The following is a 16,361-nucleotide window of genomic DNA, read 5'->3' on the forward strand; positions in this document are numbered from 1 at the left end:
AGCGGCTATGCTTCAGCCTAAGATGATCACGCTCTAGCGTGCGGTCAGCGTGGGGTCAGCGGCAGGCGCTACGCCGGGAGCCACGCTCAGGCGCGGTGGGGAGCCAGCAGGATCACCCCTGCCCCGACCAGGCATGTCGCCGCGCCGAGCAGGTCCCAGCGGTCGGGACGCACCCCTTCGGCCAGCCACAGCCACGCCAGCGCCGAGACGATGTAGATGCCGCCATAGGCCGCATAGGCCCGCCCCGCCTGCGCGGTGTCGACCAGCGTCAGCAGGCTGGCGAACAGCACCAGCGCGGCGCAACCCGGAACCAGCCACCAGGCGGGCTTGCCCAGCCGCAGCCAGCCCCAGAACGCGAAGCAGCCGGCGATCTCCGTCAGCGCGGCCAGGCCGTAGAGGACCGCGGCCCGGATCACCCGAGCAGCGTCGCCTTCACCCCGTCGATCACGTACTGCGCCGCGAGCGCCGCCAGGAGCACGCCGAGCAGGCGCGTGATGACCGCCTCCACCTTGTCCCCCAGCACGCGCATCAGCGGCCCGGCGGCGGCGAGCGCGGCGAAGGCCAGCAGCATGACCGCCACCATCGCCGCCAGGATCGTGAGCGTCTGCTGGCTGCCGTGGGCACGGCTGGTGAGCAGCATCATGGTGGCGATCGAGCCCGGGCCCGCCAGCATCGGCATGGCCATCGGGAACACCGACACGTCCTCCACCTCGGGCGTCACGGCGTTGTGGGCGATGATCCGCTCGGCCCGCTCCTCGCGCCGCTGGGTGCGCTTCTCGAAGACCATGTCGATGGCGATCATGAACAGCATGATGCCACCGGCGATGCGGAAGGCGTCGAGCTCGATGTGCAGCGCGCCCAGCAGCGACTTGCCGAACAGCGCGAAGACCACCAGGATACAGGCCGCGATCAGGCAGGCGCGCGCCGCCATCGAGACCGCCTGCCGGTGATTGGCGTCGGCCGAGAGCCCGGCATAGATCGGCGCGCAGCCCGGCGGGTCGATCACCACGAAGAGCGTGACGAAGGCGCTAAGGAACAGCTCGTACATCGCTACGGCGCCTCGCCGGCGACGGCGAGCGAGAGCACCTCGCGCATTGTGCCGCCCTTGCGCAGCGAGACCACCAGCGTGCGGCCCTTGTCGGGCGCGACGGCATAGGACCAGGCGAGCGTGCCGTCGTCCGACAGTCCGGAGCCGCGCGGTCCCACCGGAACGTCGCCGGCGCTCTCCTGCACGACCCCCGGCGGCGGGCCGGGGCGGCGCTGCGGGCAGTCCGCCACCGTGGCGGAGAGCATCTCGGGCGCCTCCAGCGGCTGCGCCAGCGTGTCGCCCTGGTCGAGCACCCAGCGGTAGTCGCCCTTCTTGCGGCGCTTCCAGATCGTCGTGAAGTAGCCCACCGAACCGTCGGGCCGCTGCCATGCGCCCTTGGTGATGCCCAGCGAGCCGTCGCAGCTCATCCAGACCTGGTGCGGCTGCCACTGCACCGCGGCCGGCGGGTCCTTGCGGCCGCGCAGCCAGTCCTTCGCGCGCACGGCCTCAGGCACGAACAGCACGCCATCGTCATCGGCATATTCGCGAAAGGCGGTCCACTGCCCCTTCTCGCGCGCCATGCGGGCAAAGGCGATCTCGGCGGCCACCAGCGCGCTGGGATTGGCCGTCCCGGCCCCCGGGGGCGGACGGCGCCGCTCGGCCTGGGCGGGAGCGGCCAACCCCACCAGTCCGGCCAGCAGCACCGTCGCCAGCGCTGGAGCCGCCAGGGCCGCCGCCCGCGCGCGCGTCAAAGCGTACTCTCGTCGAAGTCGAGCCCTTCGTTGCGGTGCGCGGCGACGATGGTGTTGCGCAGCAGGACGGCGATGGTCATCGGCCCGACCCCGCCCGGCACCGGCGTGATCGCGCCCGCGACGGCGGCGGCCGAGGCATAGTCGACGTCGCCCACCAGCCGGGTCTTGCCCGCCTCGGCGGCCGGAACGCGGTTGATGCCGACGTCGATCACGGTCGCGCCCGGCTTGAGCCAGTCGCCCTTCACCATCTCCGGGCGCCCGACCGCGGCGACCACGATGTCGGCGCGGCGCACCACCTCGGGCAGGTCCCGGGTGCGGCTGTGGGCGACGGTGACCGTGCAGCTTTCGGCCAGGAGCAGCTGCGCCATCGGCTTGCCGACGATGTTGGAGCGCCCGATCACCACCGCGTCGAGCCCGGACAGCGAGCCCAGGCGGTCGCGCAGCAGCATGACGCAGCCCAGCGGCGTGCAGGGCACGAAGCCGGGAAGTCCGGTGGCGAGCCGGCCGACGTTGACGACGTGGAAGCCGTCGACGTCCTTGTCCGGGTTGATCGCGGCGATGACCTTGGCCTCGTCCATCTGCGGCGGCAGCGGCAGCTGGACCAGGATGCCGTCCACCGCGGGATCGCCGTTCAGCGTCTCCACGAGGGCGAGCAGGTCCGCCTCGGCGGCGTCGGCGGGCAGCCTGTGCTCGAAGCTCGCCATGCCGCAGGCCACCGTCTGGCGCCCCTTGTTGCGCACGTAGACCTGGCTTGCCGGGTCCTCGCCCACGAGCACCACCGCCAGGCCCGGCTGGCGCCCGGCCCGCGCCGTGAACGCCGCCGCCGCCTCGGCGACGCGGTCGCGCAGCCCCTCCGCGAAGGCCTTGCCGTCGATCCGTTCGGCCTCCGCGCTCATCCGTAGGCCCTGGCGAGGTTGGCGAAGATGATCTGCAGGATCGTCAGCCCGATGATGAGCACCATCGGCGAGAAGTCGATCGCGCCGGTGTTGGGCATGATCCGCCGGATCGGCCGCAGCATCGGCTCGAGGATCGCGTTCAGCGCGGTGTAGACCGCCGAGACGAACTGGTTGTGCATGTTGACCACGTTGAAGGCGATCAACAGGCTGAGCACGAACTGCACGATCACTACGAAGACGATGATGTTAATCAGGTAGTCGAGGATCTGGTAGAGGGTGAAGAACAGCAACGCCTGCTCCTTTGCTGCGTGGGTGCGTTCAAGCCGCGCTGATAGCCGAGCCGGCGGCACCGGGGCAAGGGTGCGTCCGCGAAGGCTTGGTGATGGAACGAGGGGTTTCCATGCTTCGACGGGCTCGGCACGGGCGGAGTGGGTGGTCCGTAGCCAAGACCGCCTCACCCTCGGAACCGCTCAGCCTGAGCTTGTCGAAGGCCCGTCATGCGGGGCGCTGCGGGCCAGTTGGCGGACCAGCGCCCAGTCTCCGGCCATCATCGCTTCCTTCTTGGCCCGGCTCCAGCCCTTGAGCTTGCGTTCGGCCGCGAAGGCCTCGTCGCGGGTCTGGAATTCCTGGGCCCAGAGGAGGGTCACTGGCCGCTGCCGGGCGGTATAGCCGCCGAGTGCGCCGGTTCGGTGCTGGGCGATGCGGCGGTCCAGGTCATCGGTATGGCCCACGTAGTACGATCCGTCGCCGCAGCGCAGGATGTAGGTGTGGAACGCCATGGCTGGGGTCTGGCGGGGCGCCCGGGCTTCGACAAGCTCAGCCTGAGCGGGCGAGGGTTAGCCTTCGGCAAGATGGGATAACACGTGTCTCCGAGACCCTCCGCTGCACTGTGGCGGGCCCGAGGCTGGACGCGAGGTTTCCATGCTTCGACAAGCTCAGCATGAGCGGGTTGGGTGGAACGGAATTCCGCAACACAAGCCTGCCTCCCCCTCAGCCCGCTCAGCCTGAGCTTGTCGAAGGCCCGGCCGGCCGCTTCGCCTTCACTGCGTCAGCGTGGAGGTCCGCTCGATGCGCCAGTTGAGCTGCTCGTCGCTGGCGCCGGGGACGTCGTTCACCCGGCGCAGCACGATGGTGCCGCGCTTGGAGGCGCGGCCGTCGCCGAAGTCCACCACCACCGGGGCCTCGTAGTAGAGCGAGCCGGCGGCGCCTTCCATGTCGCCCTTGCCGATGGCGAGCCGGGGGCCGGCGCGGCCGCCGAGCTGCGCCTCGAGCTTGGCCGGCGTCATCTGCGCATCGAGGCTCCAGGCGCGGGCGGCGGCGGCATAGTCGCCGGTGCGCAGGGCACTGGCGTAGTAGCGCAGCAGGCGCTCCGGGTCCCGCCGCTCGGTCAGCGCGGCGGTATCGAGGCCGGCGGCGTCGGGCGCGGGGCTCGCGCCCTGCTCGGCGGCGCCGGTGGCGGCGTCCGTCCCGGCATCGACCACCGCGTCCTCGCTCGCGCCGCCGCTCGGCCCGACGCTTTCGAGCACGGCCGGATCCTCGCCCGCTTCGCCGCATGCGGCGAGCATGAGCGCGGTTCCCGACAGGAGGACGGCGAGGAGGGCTGTGGTACGCATGTGGTCAGAAGTGCCTTTCAGCTCGTGAGTTCCCCCCTGCGAGGACGTCAGGCCGCCCGGATCAGCGTGCCTGCACCCTCCTGCGTGAATATTTCCAGCAACATGGCATGCGAAACCCGGCCGTCAAGCACCACGGCGGCCTCGCACCCGGCCTCGACCGCGTGGATGCAGGTCTCCAGCTTCGGGATCATGCCGCCCGAGATCGTGCCGTCCGCCTTCAGCCCCTCGATCAGCGCGGGGGTGAGGTCGGTCAAGAGGTTGCCCTGCTTGTCGAGCACGCCGGCGACGTCGGTGAGCAGGAACAGCCGCGAGGCGCCGAGCGCCGCGGCGATGGCGCCGGCCATGGTGTCGGCGTTGACGTTGTAGGTCTCGCCGTCCTCGCCCGGCGCGATCGGCGCGATCACCGGGATCATCCCGGCGGCCGAGATGGTCTCGATCACCGAGGTGTCGATGCTGGCCGGCTCGCCGACGTAGCCGAGGTCCACCACCTGCTCGATCCGGCTGTCGGGATCCTTGGCGGTGCGCTGGACCTTGCGCGCGGTGACCATGCCCCCGTCCTTGCCCGAGATGCCCATGGCCTTGCCGCCGGCGCGGGCGATCCAGCTCACGATCTCCTTGTTGATGGCGCCCGAGAGCACCATCTCGGCGACATCCGCGGTCGCCTTGTCGGTGACGCGCAGGCCATCGACGAAGCGGCTTTCGACGCCCATGGTCTTGAGCATGGCGCCGATCTGCGGTCCGCCGCCGTGGACCACCACCACGTTGATCCCCACCGCCTTCAGCAGCACCACGTCCTCGGCGAAGTCGCGCGCCTTCTCCGGGTCGCCCATGGCGTGGCCGCCGTACTTCACCACGAAGGTGCACCCGGCGTAGCGCTGCATGTAGGGCAGCGCGTCGACGAGGGTTTCGGCCTTGGCGAGGAGAGCGGGCTGGTGGGGATTCGACATGACGTCCGCTAATAAGCCGCGACGCGCGATTTTGAACCCGCCTTCCGGTGATTTTTTCCGGGCCTGCGCGGCGCCTGCCGGCTCAGGCGTCCAGCCTGCGGCCGAGCTTGACGAAGAACCAGATGAACGGCGGCACCATGATCGTGGAGAGCACCAGCTTGGAGATGATCTGGCCCTCCATGATCGACAGCAGCGGCAGGCCGGTGCCGACGAACGAGATGGTGATGAACAGCACCGTGTCGAGCGTCTGCGAGAGCATGCTGGCGATCCAGGCGCGCACCATCAGCAGCCGCCCGCCGCCCTGCGACAGGCGCGAGAACAGGTAGACGTTGAGCGTCTGCGACACGCCGTAGGAGATCAGCCCGGCGAACTGCATGCGCGCGCCCTGCCCGAGCAGCCGCGCGTAGGCCTCCTGGTCCGGCCAGAACGGCGCCGGCGGCACCACGCGGATCACGAAGGTCAGCAGCAGCATCGAGACGATCAGCGGGATGAACCCGAAGCGCACCAGCCGGTTGGCCGTGTCGGTCCCGTGCAGTTCCGCCACCGCGCTCGACAGCACCACCAGCAGCAGGAACGCGAAGATCCCCGACTCGACCGCCAGGTCCCCCAAGACCGGCCAGTGCCCGAGCGACGCGAGCTTGGTCCCCAGCACCCCGGCCAGCACCACCAGCCCGCCGTAGAGCAGGGCGAACACGAACAGCGAACGGGTGATGACGGGAGCGCGCGCGGGTTGATTCATCCCCGTCCTGTAACGGGCAAAGCGCGATTGCACTAGGTGGGCCGGCGAATTCCGCCCGCGGGGGAGCGGTTGGGGCGAAGCTTCGATGCTTCGACAAGCTCAGCATGAGCGGAGTGCGTGGGGGAGTTCGTGGCCTGCCCCCGCAAACTTGCTCCCGAATCCGCTCAGCCTGAGCTTGTCGAAGGCCCGGAAGGCAGGGCGCAAGGGTCCGATGCCACGCCCCCTTCAGCATCACCGGCCGCGCCCTTTCCCGCCCCCCCGCTCCGAATAAGCTCTAGCCCTGCCGCGCGCGCGCCAGTAGGGTCGGGGGCTGTTCTCACCGTATCTTCCGGAGCCGCGCGCCTCGATGCATGTCGCCTATAGCCTGATCGGCATCGTACTCATCATGGCGGCAGCCTTCCTGCTCTCCACCGACCGCAAGGCGATCCGCCCGCGTATCGTCGGCGCGGCGTTCGCGTTGCAGGCGGGGCTGGCGGCGCTGGTGCTCTACGTGCCCTGGGGCAACCGCATGCTGCGCGGCGCCGCCTCGGGCGTGGAGAGCCTGCTCGGCTACGCGCACGCCGGGGTGGACTTCCTGTTCGGCCCGCTCGCCTCGCCAGAGATCGGCGGCACCAGCTTCGCCATCGCGGCGCTGCCGGTGATCATCTTCTTCGCCTCGCTGATCTCGATCCTCTACTACCTGCGGATCATGCCGCTAGTGGTGCGCTGGATCGGCGGCGGGCTGGAGAAGGTGACCGGGATCAGCAAGGTGGAGAGCCTGTGCGCGGCCTCCAACATCTTCGTCGGGCAGAGCGAGGCGCCCTTGGTGATCCGTCCCTACCTTGCCGGGCTGACGCCCTCGCAGCTGTTCTGCGTGATGACGGTGGGCCTCGCGGGCGTTGCCGGCACGATCCTGGCGGCCTACGCCTCGATGGGCATCCGCATCGACTACCTCGTCGCCGCCGCCTTCATGTCGGCGCCGGGCGGCATCTTCATGGCCAAGATGATCATGCCCGACCCGCGCGCCGTCCCGGCTGCCGATGCCTTGGCGGAGCACGCGGTCCACGAGAGCATGATCCCGCCCGCCGGCGCCGCCGCCGCAGCGCTCAACCGGGCCGACGTGACCCACCTTCCCGGCGTCCACGTCGACGAGCCCGAGGCGCTCGAGCACGAGGAGGAGAAGCCCGCCAACATCATCATGGCCGCCTCGCAAGGGGCGCAGACCGGCGTCAAGCTGGCGGTGGCGGTGGGCGCGATGGTGCTCGCCTTCGTGGCGCTGATCGCGCTGGCCAACGGCTTCGTCGGCTGGGTGGCGGGGCTGTTCGGCTTCGCGGGCGTCACCTTCCAGTCGCTGCTGGGCTACGTCTTCGCGCCGATCTTCTATCTCCTCGCGGTGCCCGACTGGACCGAGGCGATGCACGCCGGCGGCCTGTTCGGCACCAAGATCGTGCTCAACGAGTTCGTCTCGTTCATCGAGCTGGGCAAGGACGGCGTGCTCTCCCCGCGCACGGTGGCGGTGGTGACCTTCGCGCTGTGCGGCTTCGCCAACTTCTCCTCGATCGCGATCCAGATGGCGGTGACCGGCGGCCTTGCGCCCAACCAGCGCCCGGTCATCGCGCGGCTCGGCATCCGCGCGCTGGCGGCGGGCAGCCTCTCCAACCTGATGAGCGCGGCGCTGGCCGGGCTGTTCCTCGCCTCTAGCTGACGCGCGGCCGCACGAGGTCGACCGCCGAGAGGACGATGCCGGCCAGGATCAGCGCCATGCCGGCGACGTGATAGCCCTCCAGCCGCTCCCCCAGCAGCAGCGCCGAGAGCAAGGCACCGAACAGCGGCATCAGCGTGATCGCCTGGCCAGAGCGCGCGGCGCCGAGCCGGGCCGTCGCGGCGTTGTAGATGAAATAGGCGAGCACCGAGGGGAAGATGCCGACGTAGGCGAAGGCGGCGAGCACGCGGGGGCTCCAGGCGAAGCCCAGCCCCTGCGCGTGCTCCCAGGCGGCGAGCGGCGCCATCGCGGCAGCCCCCAGCACGAACACCAGCAGCAGGAAGCTGGAGGCGGAGATCGCCGGCCGCTTGCGCAGGAGCACGGTGTAGAGCGCCCAGACCACCACGCCGCACAGCACCAGCGCGTCCCCGGCGCCGAGGCGCAGCGTGGTCAGCGCCGCCGCATCGCCGCGGAACACGATGGCGACCACGCCCAGCGTCGAGGCCAGCACGCCCGCTTTGTGCAGCCCGCTCGCGCGGGTGCCGAAGATCGCCCGGTCGAGCACCAGCACCAGCGCCGGGATGGAGGCCTGCAGCAGCAGCGCGTTGGCGGCGCTGGTGTGGTGCAGGCCGGAGTAGATGAAGGCGTTGAAGCAGACGATGCCGAGGAAACCGAGCGCCACGATCCAGCGCCATCCGGCCCGCGCCACGGCGCGCTCCTCCCACAGCCGCCGCGCGGCGAACGGCGCGACCACGAGCACCGCGACGAGCCAGCGCCCGAAGGCAAGCGTGAAGGGCGGGATGTCGTCGCGGACAGCCCGGCCGGTGATCGAGTTGCCGGCCCAGAACAGCATCACCAGCCCGAGCAGCAGGAAGGCGCGCGCGTTGGAGCCGCCCTGCGGCCTGCCCTCGCCCAAGGGATCAGCCCAGGGCCCGGTCGAGCACCTCGGCAAGCCTGAGGCCGGCACGTTGGATGCGCTCGTCGACCACGGGGATGGCCTGCTCGATGGCGGCATTGGTCCAGACCACCTTCTGCGGTTCCTTGACGTCGCAGGGCAGCTTGCCGCCGAACGCCAGCGGGTAGAGGAAGTCGCGGCTGATCTCGTAGCTCTCGCGCGCCCAGTCCTCGGTACCGCCGGTGGCGAGCCGCGCCTTCTCGGCGGCGGTGTAGACGCGCACCAGCGGCGGGCGGGCCGAAGTGATCGCCCGCTCGGCAAGCACCCCGTCCCAGATCGAGTGGAGGTTGCGGCCGGGCGCCATGCCGTAGTCCGCCTTGACCGCGTTGCCGCCCTGGTCCTCGTTCTCGCCGACGTGGAGCGGCTGGTGGATGTCGCCGACGAAGTGGACGAGGAAGGCCAGCGCCTCCAGCCGCAGCACCGGGGCCAGCTTGCGGTTCGCCAGCAGGCGCTCGTCCCGCGCGATCTGCGCGGTCGCGCACATGCCGTCGCGGCAGAGCTGCTTGAGGTCGAAGGTCCCGCAGATCGGCTGGTCGTGGTAGTGCCAGGCGTTCTGGTAGGCCCAGCGCCAGCGCTCGCCCTTGATGCAGTCGGGCCAGGTGGCGGCGTCCTCGATCGTGCGCAGCGAGCAGGCGGGCGTGTCCAGTTCGCGCTCGTGCGCCAGCAGCCGGCGGATCGCGGCGCGCGTGGCGGGCTTCACGTTGGCCATGGCGATGGCGCCGACGGTGCGGTGGCCGAGGCCGCCCCAGGCCAGGGCGGGACCGGACGCCAGCGCGCACAGCGCCGCCACGATCAGCAGGAGCTTGCGCATCAGGCCACCGGCGCGTCGTATTGCTCGATCACCCATTCCTCGGTCTCCGCCGCGGCGATCCAGGCCTGCATCCACTCGTGCTCCCACACCGCCTGCATGTAGGCCTGCGCGAAGCCGGGGACGCCGATGCCATAGGTCAGGAAGCGGCTGACGACCGGGGCGTAGAACACGTCGGCCGCGCCGAAGGTGCCGAAAAGGAACGGCCCGCCCTTGCCGAAGCGCGCGCGCGCCTCGGCCCAGAGGGTGAGGATGCGCACGATGTCGCCGCGCGTCTCCTCGTCGAGCGTCACCCCCTGCGCGCGGCCGCGGATGTTCATCGGGCAATTGCGGCGCAAGGCGATGTAGCTGGAGTGCATCTCCGCCACCATCGAGCGCGCCATCGCGCGCGCGTCGTCGGCCTTGGGCCAGAAGCGGTCGCGGCCCACCTTGTCGGCCAGGTAGTCGACGATGGCGAGGCTGTCCCACACCACGGCGTCCCCGTCCCACAGGATCGGCACCTTGCCCTGGCTGGGGGCGAGCTCGTCGGAGCTCTTCTTGCGGTGCTCCCAGTCGTCGCCGTAGAGCGGCACGGTGATCTCGTCGAAGCCGAGCCCTGACTGCTTGCAGGCGAGCCAGCCCCGCAGCGACCAGCTCGAATAGTTCTTGTTGCCGATGATCAGCTTCACGGGCGGGGGAATCCTCGTAGCGCGAACCCGGGACCTAGTGGCTGGGGCGTGCCGTGTCGAGGATGAACGGCGTGCAAGGCACCTGGACTTGCGATCCCCGGTGGATCACAAGAGGCGCATGCGCACGATCCTTCCCGCCGCCCTGCTCCTCGCCCTGCCGCTGCTGACGGGGGCCGGTGGCGCCCCGGTGGAAGTCTCGGTGTCGGGCATCGCCGCCGCCAAGGGCCGCGTCCATGTCGACATCTGCCCCGAGGCCCGCTTCACGCGCGAGGGCTGCCCCTGGTCCGCCGCAGCCACCGCGCGGGCGGGAACGACGGTGGTGACGGTCACCGGCGTCCCCCCCGGCCGCTACGCCGCGCAGGCCTACTGGGACGCCAACGGCAACGGCAAGGCGGACCGCAACATGATCGGCATGCCGCTGGAACTGGTCGGCTTCTCCAACGACGTACGGGTCAAGATGTCGCGCCCCAAGTTCGCCGCCGCTGCCTTCCAGCACGGCACCGGCCCCACGCGCATCGCCTTCCCGGTGCGCAAGATTCCCTGAGCTTTCGGCCGATCTCGACTCTGGGACGCCGTTCGCGGTGCGGAGGTGGATGGCCGGATGGATGGGGAGTTGCCCTGCAGTCCACTCACACCGCTCATGCTGACCTTGTCAAAGCAAGGAAACCTCGCGTGATGCGGGGCCTTCGACAAGCTCAGGCTGAGCGGGTCGAGGACGGCTGAGGTGGGGTGGATTGCTGCCGTTTCCGTTGCGCTCTAAAACGGACGGTATGCGTGAACCAGATTTGCAGATCGACGGATGGTGCCTCGAAGATGGCGAGGCATATCATGCAAATGCGCCTACCACATTCTGGATACCTGAACTGAAGGACCGGGAAAATTTGCAACCGGGTGATCTGGTGAAGCTAATTTTCCAAATCAGCGTCGATAATCCTGATGAGCCCGTAGCTATTGAGCGAATGTGGGTGCTGGTCCGGGAGCGGCAGCCTACTGGCTTCTTCGGACTTCTTGATAACGACCCAAGCAGCATTGGCGAGAACGACGAATTCTGGAGCGGCATCGAACTTCCGTTCCAACCGCGTCACGTTATCGACATCGCCAGAGGTGACAGCAACACGCTAGCCCTCGCACTCCGTGAGCCAAGAAGAGACTGGCCACGAAACTAGCTACGGCAGCTTTGGGGCGGAAGCCGTCGTAGCCATCCTCCCCGGAACGGGGAGGGGGACCACCCGCAGGGTGGTGGAGGGGTACCCTCGGTTTGCGTGCCATCGCGTTGGCCCACAGCAGAACCTCCTGCCGATCAAGGTCACGCAAACCGCTCGTGCCCCTCCACCATGCTTCGCATGGTTCCCCTCCCCCAAGGGGAGGATGGGGCGAAATCCGCCACGCTGCTTCTACGAGCGCAAGGCCTAGAACAGGCGGGTGAGGTAGTAGAACAGCGCGCCCACGCCCGCGCTGGCGGGAATGGTGATGAACCAGGCGACGATGACCCGGCTCGCCACCGACCAGCGCACCGCGCTCGAACGGCGGGCGGCGCCGGTGCCGACGATGGAGCCGGTGATCGCGTGGGTGGTGGAGACCGGGATGCCCAGCGCGCTGGCCCCGAACACCACCACCGAGCCCGCGGCGGAGGCGCAGAAGCCCGAGTGGTGGTTCAGCTTGGTCAGCTTGGAGCCCATCGTCTTGATGATCTTCCACCCGCCCGACAGCGTGCCGAGCGAGATCGCCAGGTAGCACGAGAGCACCACCCAGTGCGGCACGTGGAAGCCCCCGCGCATGTGCCCGGTGGAATAGAGCAGGACGGCGATGATCCCCATCGTCTTCTGCGCGTCGTTGCCGCCGTGGCTGATCGAATAGGCCGCGCTCGACAGCAGGTGCAGCCCCTTGAACGCGCTGTTCGACCGGCGCGGGCTGGAGCCGCGGAACAGCCAGCTGGTGACGAGCATCAGCAGCATGGCGATGGCGAAGCCCAGCAGCGGCGAGATGAAGATCGCGGCGATGGTGGTCAGCGTGCCCGCGCTCTCCACCACCGCGAACCCGCCGTGAGCGATGCCCGCGCCCAGCAGGCCGCCGATCAGCGCGTGGCTGGAGCTGGAGGGGATGCCCTTGAGCCAGGTGAGCACGTTCCAGAACATCGCGCCCACCAGGGCGCCGAACACCACCGCCGGGGTGACCGCGTCCTTGTCGATGATGCCGCGCCCGACCGTCTCGGCGACGTGCAGGCCGACGAAGAAGTAGGCGAGGAAATTGCCGCCGGCGGCGAAGAGCACCGCCACCACCGGCGAAAGCAGCCGCGTCGCCACCACGGTGGCGATGGCGTTGGCGGCATCGTGCAGCCCGTTGAGGAAGTCGAACGCCAGCGCCAGGGCGACGAGGCCGATCAGCAGCGGCAGGGCAAGGCTGTGGTCCATGGCGTGCCTGGCGCTCTGGGTGTCAGGAGTGGTCGATGACCAGGCCGTCGATCTCGTTGGCGAGGTCCTCGAAGCGGTCGACCACGCGCTCGAGCCGCTTGAACATCTCCTGGCGCACGAAGAAGTGCATCGGCTCCTTGAGGTCCGCCTTGAACAGGCGCTTGAGGCCGGCGGCGTGGATCTCGTCGGCGTGGCCTTCCATGCGCACCAGGCGCTCGGTCAGCTCGTGGAGGCGATGGCCGTTGTCGCCGATCCGCCGCAGCAGCGGGATCGCCTCGGCCGTCAGCCGCGCGGCATCGACGATGATCGCCGCCATGTCGATCATCTCGGGCTCGAAGTCGACCACCTCGTAGAGGTCCGAGGCGTTGGCGGTCTGCTGCATCTCGTCGATGGCATCGTCCATCGTGTTGATGAGGCTGGTGATCGCCGAGCGGTCGAACGGCGTCAGGAAGCTGCGACGCACGGTCTGCAGCACTTCGCGGGTGATCTCGTCGGCGTCGTGCTCGCGCTCGGCGATCTCGCGGATGTGCTGGGCGCGCCCGGCCCCGCCCTGCGCCAGCCGGGCGAGCGCGTCGGCGCCGGCGACCAGCGTCGCGGCCTGCTTCTCGAACAGGTCGAAGAAGTTGCCCTGCTCGGGCAGCAGCTTCTGGAACCAGGCGAACATGGCATTGACCCCTGTCTTGGTGGCCACCGTGTCCGCGACCGCGCCGATCAGGCGCGCGGGACTGGCGGCGGCGCGAAACTCCAGCGCGCCGAACGAACGGATGAGGGCACGAAGGTCCTCTTCGTCCACCGCACTAGCCGCATCCGCGAGCGAGAACCAGCGGCGTTCGCGCTGGTGCTGCTCGTCCCAGGTGTCCAGCTCCTCGGTTACGGCGAAGGGATAGACGTCGACATCGGCCCAGATCGACGCGCCCGAGTTGCGCTGCTTGCGGTAGCGGTACGAGCCCAGTGGCACCGGGCAGGTGGCGCCGAGCACGCCCGCCTCCTCCTCCGCCTCGCGCGAGGCGGCGACGTGCGGGGCCAGGCCCTTCATCAGCCCGCCCTTGGGAATGACCCAGCGCCGGCTCTGGCGCGACGTGATGAGCAGGATCTCGATCGGCGCATCGATCTGCGCACCCACGGTGCGGTAGGGAAGAACGGCAATCTGGCGCATCGGCGAGATCTCCTTTCGTCCCGGGCCGCGAAGCTGTCGCCCTTAGGCGAGCCGGCATCGTCACGCAATCGTCACATTTCGACGGCGCCCTTCCCAGCCTCTACGCCCCGCAAGCGGCGCGAGTTTCCGCGCGCCATCGAATCCTTGGATATGTGGCGCGCCAGCCGCTCAGAGCAGGCTGTCGGACAGCACCGCCGCGCGAAGCTCGTCGATGCCCATGCCCTTCTCGGAGCTGGTGACGAGCACTTCGGGATAGGCGGCGGAGTGCTTGCGCGCTTCCGCCAGCGTGGCGGCGTGGACCGCCTCCAACTCGCTGGCCTTGATCTTGTCCGCCTTGGTGAGGACGAGGCGGTAGCCCACCGCCGCCTGGTCGAGCATCTCCATCATCTCGGCGTCCACCGGCTTCACGCCATGGCGCGAATCGATGAGGACGAGCGTGCGCTTGAGCACCACCCGGCCGCGCAGGTAGTCGCGCACCAGCCGCCGCCAGGTCTCCACCACCTTGGGCGGGGCCTTGGCGAAACCGTAGCCGGGCATGTCGACGAGGCGGAACAGCAGCGGCTCGCCCACCTCGAAGAAGTTGAGCTCCTGCGTCCGCCCCGGCGTCACCGAGGTGCGCGCGATCGCCTTGCGGCCGACCAGCGCATTCAACAGCGAGGACTTGCCCACGTTCGAGCGCCCGGCGAAGGCGATCTCGGGCACGTCCGGATCGGGCAGGAACTTGAGCGCGGGCGCGCTCTTGAGGAACGTCACCGGCCCCGAGAACAGCCTGCGCGCGCGCTCCGTCAGCTCGCTGCGGGCGAGGTCGTCTTCGCGTTCCTCCACGTCAGGCCTTCGCGCCCTTGCCGCGTTCGCGGGCCCGGGCCTTGTCCTGAGCCTCCTTGTCGCCCTGCGCCTTGAGCTGCGGGTGGCGGCTGTAGAGGAACTTCTGCTGCGCGATGGTCAGGATGTTCGAGGTGATCCAGTAGACCAGCAGGCCCGAGGCGAAGGGCGCCATCACGAACATCATGAACCAGGGCATGATCATGAAGACCTGCTGCTGCGCGGGGTCCATCTGCGCGGGGTTCAGCTTGAACTGCAGGAACATCGTCACGCCCAGCAGCAGCGCCAGCAGGCCGATCGCCAGGAACGCCGGCGGCTCGAACGGCAGCAGGCCGAACAGGTTGAGGATGTGCAGCGGGTCGGGTGCGGAGAGATCCTTGATCCACAGCACGAAGGGCTGGTGGCGCATCTCGATGGCCAGGATCAGCGTCTTGTAGAGCGCGAAGAACACCGGGATCTGCAGGAACATCGGCAGGCAGCCCGCCAGCGGGTTGACCTTCTCCTGCTTGTAGAGGGCCATGATCTCCTGCTGCTGCTTCTGCTTGTCGTCCTTGTAGCGCTCCTGGATCGCCTTCATCTTGGGCTGGATGGCGCGCATCGCGGCCATCGAGGCGAACTGGCGCTGGGCGATCGGGAACATCATGCCGCGCACGATCAGCGTCAGCAGGATGATCGCGACGCCGAAGTTCTTCACCAGGTCGAACAGCGCGGTGAGCAGCCAGAAGATCGGCTTCTCGAACCAGCGGAACCAGCCCCAGTCGATGGCGAGGCCGAAGTTGGCGATGCCCTGCGCCTCGTAGGCGTCGAGCACGGTGTGCTCCTTGGCGCCGGCGAAGAGCTTGGTGGTGACCGACAGGCGCTGGCGCGGCTGGACGACCTGCGGGTCGTAGAGCACGTCGGCGCGGAACACGTCGTTGCCCAGCGCGCGGAAGGTGCCCTCGGCCTTCGCGCCGACCGGGATCAGGGCCGACATCCAGTACACGTCGGTGAAGCCGATCCAGTCCGCCTTGCCGGGGCTGGTCACGGCCTTGCGCTGCGCCAGGTCCACGCACGAGGAGAAGATCGTGAAGATGCCGCCGCCGCAGGTGTAGCTCACCTCGAAGTCGACCGACTGGTCGAAGGCGCCGATCGGGCCAGAGTGGACGTTCCAGGTGTCGAGGCTGGCGGTCTTGGCGGTGCGGTTGACCAGCGCGAAGGGCTTGACCGTGACGGCGCCGCCGCCCGCGTTCTCGACCGTCTGGACGGCCGTGATCATGTAGTCCTTGTCAATCGCATAGGTGATCGCGAAACGCTGCCCGGTGGGATTGCTCCAGGTCAGCGTGACCGGGGTGGAAGGAGTGAGGCGCGCGTTGCCAGGCGCCGTCCAGACCGTCTGCGGGGTGGGCGCGGCCACGCCCTCGCCCACCCAGCCGACTTGCGCGAACTGCTGCGCCGGGGTGCCGGCGGGGGAGAAGATGCGGACCGGTCCGGAGTCCTTCTCCACCGTCTCGCGGTGACGATTGAGCACGAGGTCGTCGACGATCGCGCCGGTCAGGTTGATCGAGCCCGAGAGGCCCGGCGCCGCCACCGGCACGCGCCCGCCGGCCGCCAGCGCGGACTTCAGGTCCTGCTGCTCCAGCGCCACCTCGGCCGCATCGCGCAGCCCGCCCTCGCGCGTCGGCTTGGTGGGGCTGGTCGCCTTCTCGGCGCCGCCCGCGGCGACGGTCTGCGTCGGCGTCTTGGCCTGCGGGTAGAAGTAGCCGACCCCGGCCTCCCAGCCGAAAAGCACGAGCGCGGTCAGCAGGACCGCCAGGATGATGTTGCGCTGGTTTTCCACGAAGGCTTGTTTCCTGCTCGTATTCCGGTCGGCGGCGGCATCGAACGGCCCCGCCCCTCATCGATATGTG

General features: G+C 69.3%; 19 protein-coding genes. 3 read left to right on the plus strand and 16 right to left on the minus strand.

Annotation, left to right across the window (positions count from 1 at the left end):
- Nucleotides 1-86 precede the first annotated feature (86 nt).
- From ACFFJC_RS17650 to ACFFJC_RS17690, 9 genes are all read right to left on the minus strand, one after another.
- Nucleotides 87-413, minus strand: coding sequence for a YnfA family protein (locus ACFFJC_RS17650; RefSeq protein WP_379488815.1), 327 nt, complete (start codon nucleotides 411-413; stop codon nucleotides 87-89).
- Entirely contained in the window at nucleotides 413-1,048 is a 636-nt protein-coding gene (locus tag ACFFJC_RS17655; protein WP_379488707.1) for a MarC family protein, read from the minus strand. Before ACFFJC_RS17655 ends, ACFFJC_RS17650 begins: the two co-directional genes overlap by 1 nt.
- A gap of 2 nt (nucleotides 1,049-1,050) precedes the next feature.
- Nucleotides 1,051-1,779, minus strand: a complete 729-nt coding sequence (locus ACFFJC_RS17660) for a hypothetical protein (protein ID WP_379488708.1) — start codon at nucleotides 1,777-1,779, stop codon at nucleotides 1,051-1,053.
- Nucleotides 1,776-2,675, minus strand: a complete 900-nt coding sequence (gene folD / locus ACFFJC_RS17665; protein ID WP_379488709.1) for a bifunctional methylenetetrahydrofolate dehydrogenase/methenyltetrahydrofolate cyclohydrolase FolD — start codon at nucleotides 2,673-2,675, stop codon at nucleotides 1,776-1,778. Before folD ends, ACFFJC_RS17660 begins: the two co-directional genes overlap by 4 nt.
- Nucleotides 2,672-2,965, minus strand: coding sequence for a YggT family protein (locus ACFFJC_RS17670; protein ID WP_379488710.1), 294 nt, complete (start codon nucleotides 2,963-2,965; stop codon nucleotides 2,672-2,674). The genes folD and ACFFJC_RS17670 overlap by 4 nt, the downstream gene beginning before the upstream one ends.
- 180 nt (nucleotides 2,966-3,145) lie before the next feature.
- Nucleotides 3,146-3,454, minus strand: a complete 309-nt coding sequence (locus ACFFJC_RS17675; RefSeq protein ID WP_379488711.1) for a GIY-YIG nuclease family protein — start codon at nucleotides 3,452-3,454, stop codon at nucleotides 3,146-3,148.
- 261 nt (nucleotides 3,455-3,715) lie between these two features.
- Complete coding sequence (locus ACFFJC_RS17680) at nucleotides 3,716-4,288, minus strand: hypothetical protein (protein WP_379488712.1); 573 nt, start codon at nucleotides 4,286-4,288, stop codon at nucleotides 3,716-3,718.
- A gap of 47 nt (nucleotides 4,289-4,335) precedes the next feature.
- A complete protein-coding gene (gene argB / locus ACFFJC_RS17685) occupies nucleotides 4,336-5,235 on the minus strand; it encodes an acetylglutamate kinase (protein WP_379488713.1) in 900 nt (299 codons plus the stop codon).
- 82 nt (nucleotides 5,236-5,317) lie between these two features.
- Nucleotides 5,318-5,974, minus strand: a complete 657-nt coding sequence (locus tag ACFFJC_RS17690; protein ID WP_379488714.1) for a queuosine precursor transporter — start codon at nucleotides 5,972-5,974, stop codon at nucleotides 5,318-5,320.
- Nucleotides 5,975-6,320: 346 nt separating this feature from the next.
- Between ACFFJC_RS17690 and ACFFJC_RS17695 the strand changes: the two genes are divergently transcribed.
- Nucleotides 6,321-7,658 carry a NupC/NupG family nucleoside CNT transporter gene (locus ACFFJC_RS17695; RefSeq protein WP_379488715.1) on the plus strand — a complete coding sequence of 446 codons (1,338 nt, stop codon included), beginning with the start codon at nucleotides 6,321-6,323 and terminating at the stop codon, nucleotides 7,656-7,658.
- Here ACFFJC_RS17695 and ACFFJC_RS17700 read toward each other — a convergent pair.
- From ACFFJC_RS17700 to ACFFJC_RS17710, 3 genes are read right to left on the minus strand one after another with little or no spacing between them, the layout of a single operon-like run.
- Complete coding sequence (locus ACFFJC_RS17700) at nucleotides 7,651-8,571, minus strand: DMT family transporter (protein ID WP_379488716.1); 921 nt, start codon at nucleotides 8,569-8,571, stop codon at nucleotides 7,651-7,653. The genes ACFFJC_RS17695 and ACFFJC_RS17700 overlap by 8 nt on opposite strands.
- Nucleotides 8,572-8,575: 4 nt before the next feature.
- Entirely contained in the window at nucleotides 8,576-9,421 is an 846-nt protein-coding gene (locus tag ACFFJC_RS17705) for a S1/P1 nuclease (RefSeq protein WP_379488717.1), read from the minus strand.
- Nucleotides 9,421-10,086: a glutathione S-transferase family protein gene (locus ACFFJC_RS17710; RefSeq protein WP_379488718.1), complete on the minus strand. Its 666-nt coding sequence runs from the start codon at nucleotides 10,084-10,086 to the stop codon at nucleotides 9,421-9,423. The genes ACFFJC_RS17705 and ACFFJC_RS17710 overlap by 1 nt, the downstream gene beginning before the upstream one ends.
- 118 nt (nucleotides 10,087-10,204) lie before the next feature.
- Between ACFFJC_RS17710 and ACFFJC_RS17715 the strand changes: the two genes are divergently transcribed.
- Together ACFFJC_RS17715 and ACFFJC_RS17720 are read left to right on the plus strand one after the other, a co-directional pair.
- Nucleotides 10,205-10,630, plus strand: coding sequence for a DUF2141 domain-containing protein (locus ACFFJC_RS17715; RefSeq protein WP_379488719.1), 426 nt, complete (start codon nucleotides 10,205-10,207; stop codon nucleotides 10,628-10,630).
- Nucleotides 10,631-10,856: 226 nt separating this feature from the next.
- Entirely contained in the window at nucleotides 10,857-11,252 is a 396-nt protein-coding gene (locus ACFFJC_RS17720) for a hypothetical protein (RefSeq protein WP_379488720.1), read from the plus strand.
- Nucleotides 11,253-11,495: 243 nt separating this feature from the next.
- Here the strand turns inward: ACFFJC_RS17720 and ACFFJC_RS17725 are convergent, their stop codons facing one another.
- From ACFFJC_RS17725 to yidC, 4 genes are all read right to left on the minus strand, one after another.
- The gene (locus ACFFJC_RS17725) at nucleotides 11,496-12,497 is read right to left on the minus strand and encodes an inorganic phosphate transporter (RefSeq protein WP_379488721.1); all 1,002 of its coding nucleotides are present in this window, start codon (nucleotides 12,495-12,497) and stop codon (nucleotides 11,496-11,498) included.
- Between the two features lie 22 nt (nucleotides 12,498-12,519).
- Nucleotides 12,520-13,653: a DUF47 family protein gene (locus ACFFJC_RS17730; protein ID WP_379488722.1), complete on the minus strand. Its 1,134-nt coding sequence runs from the start codon at nucleotides 13,651-13,653 to the stop codon at nucleotides 12,520-12,522.
- 168 nt (nucleotides 13,654-13,821) lie between these two features.
- Complete coding sequence (yihA, locus tag ACFFJC_RS17735) at nucleotides 13,822-14,478, minus strand: ribosome biogenesis GTP-binding protein YihA/YsxC (protein WP_379488723.1); 657 nt, start codon at nucleotides 14,476-14,478, stop codon at nucleotides 13,822-13,824.
- Nucleotide 14,479: 1 nt separating this feature from the next.
- A complete protein-coding gene (gene yidC / locus ACFFJC_RS17740; protein ID WP_379488724.1) occupies nucleotides 14,480-16,291 on the minus strand; it encodes a membrane protein insertase YidC in 1,812 nt (603 codons plus the stop codon).
- Between the last annotated feature and the right edge of the window lie 70 nt (nucleotides 16,292-16,361).

The organism is Novosphingobium soli (assembly GCF_042432915.1).
Lineage (GTDB): Bacteria > Pseudomonadota > Alphaproteobacteria > Sphingomonadales > Sphingomonadaceae > Novosphingobium > Novosphingobium soli.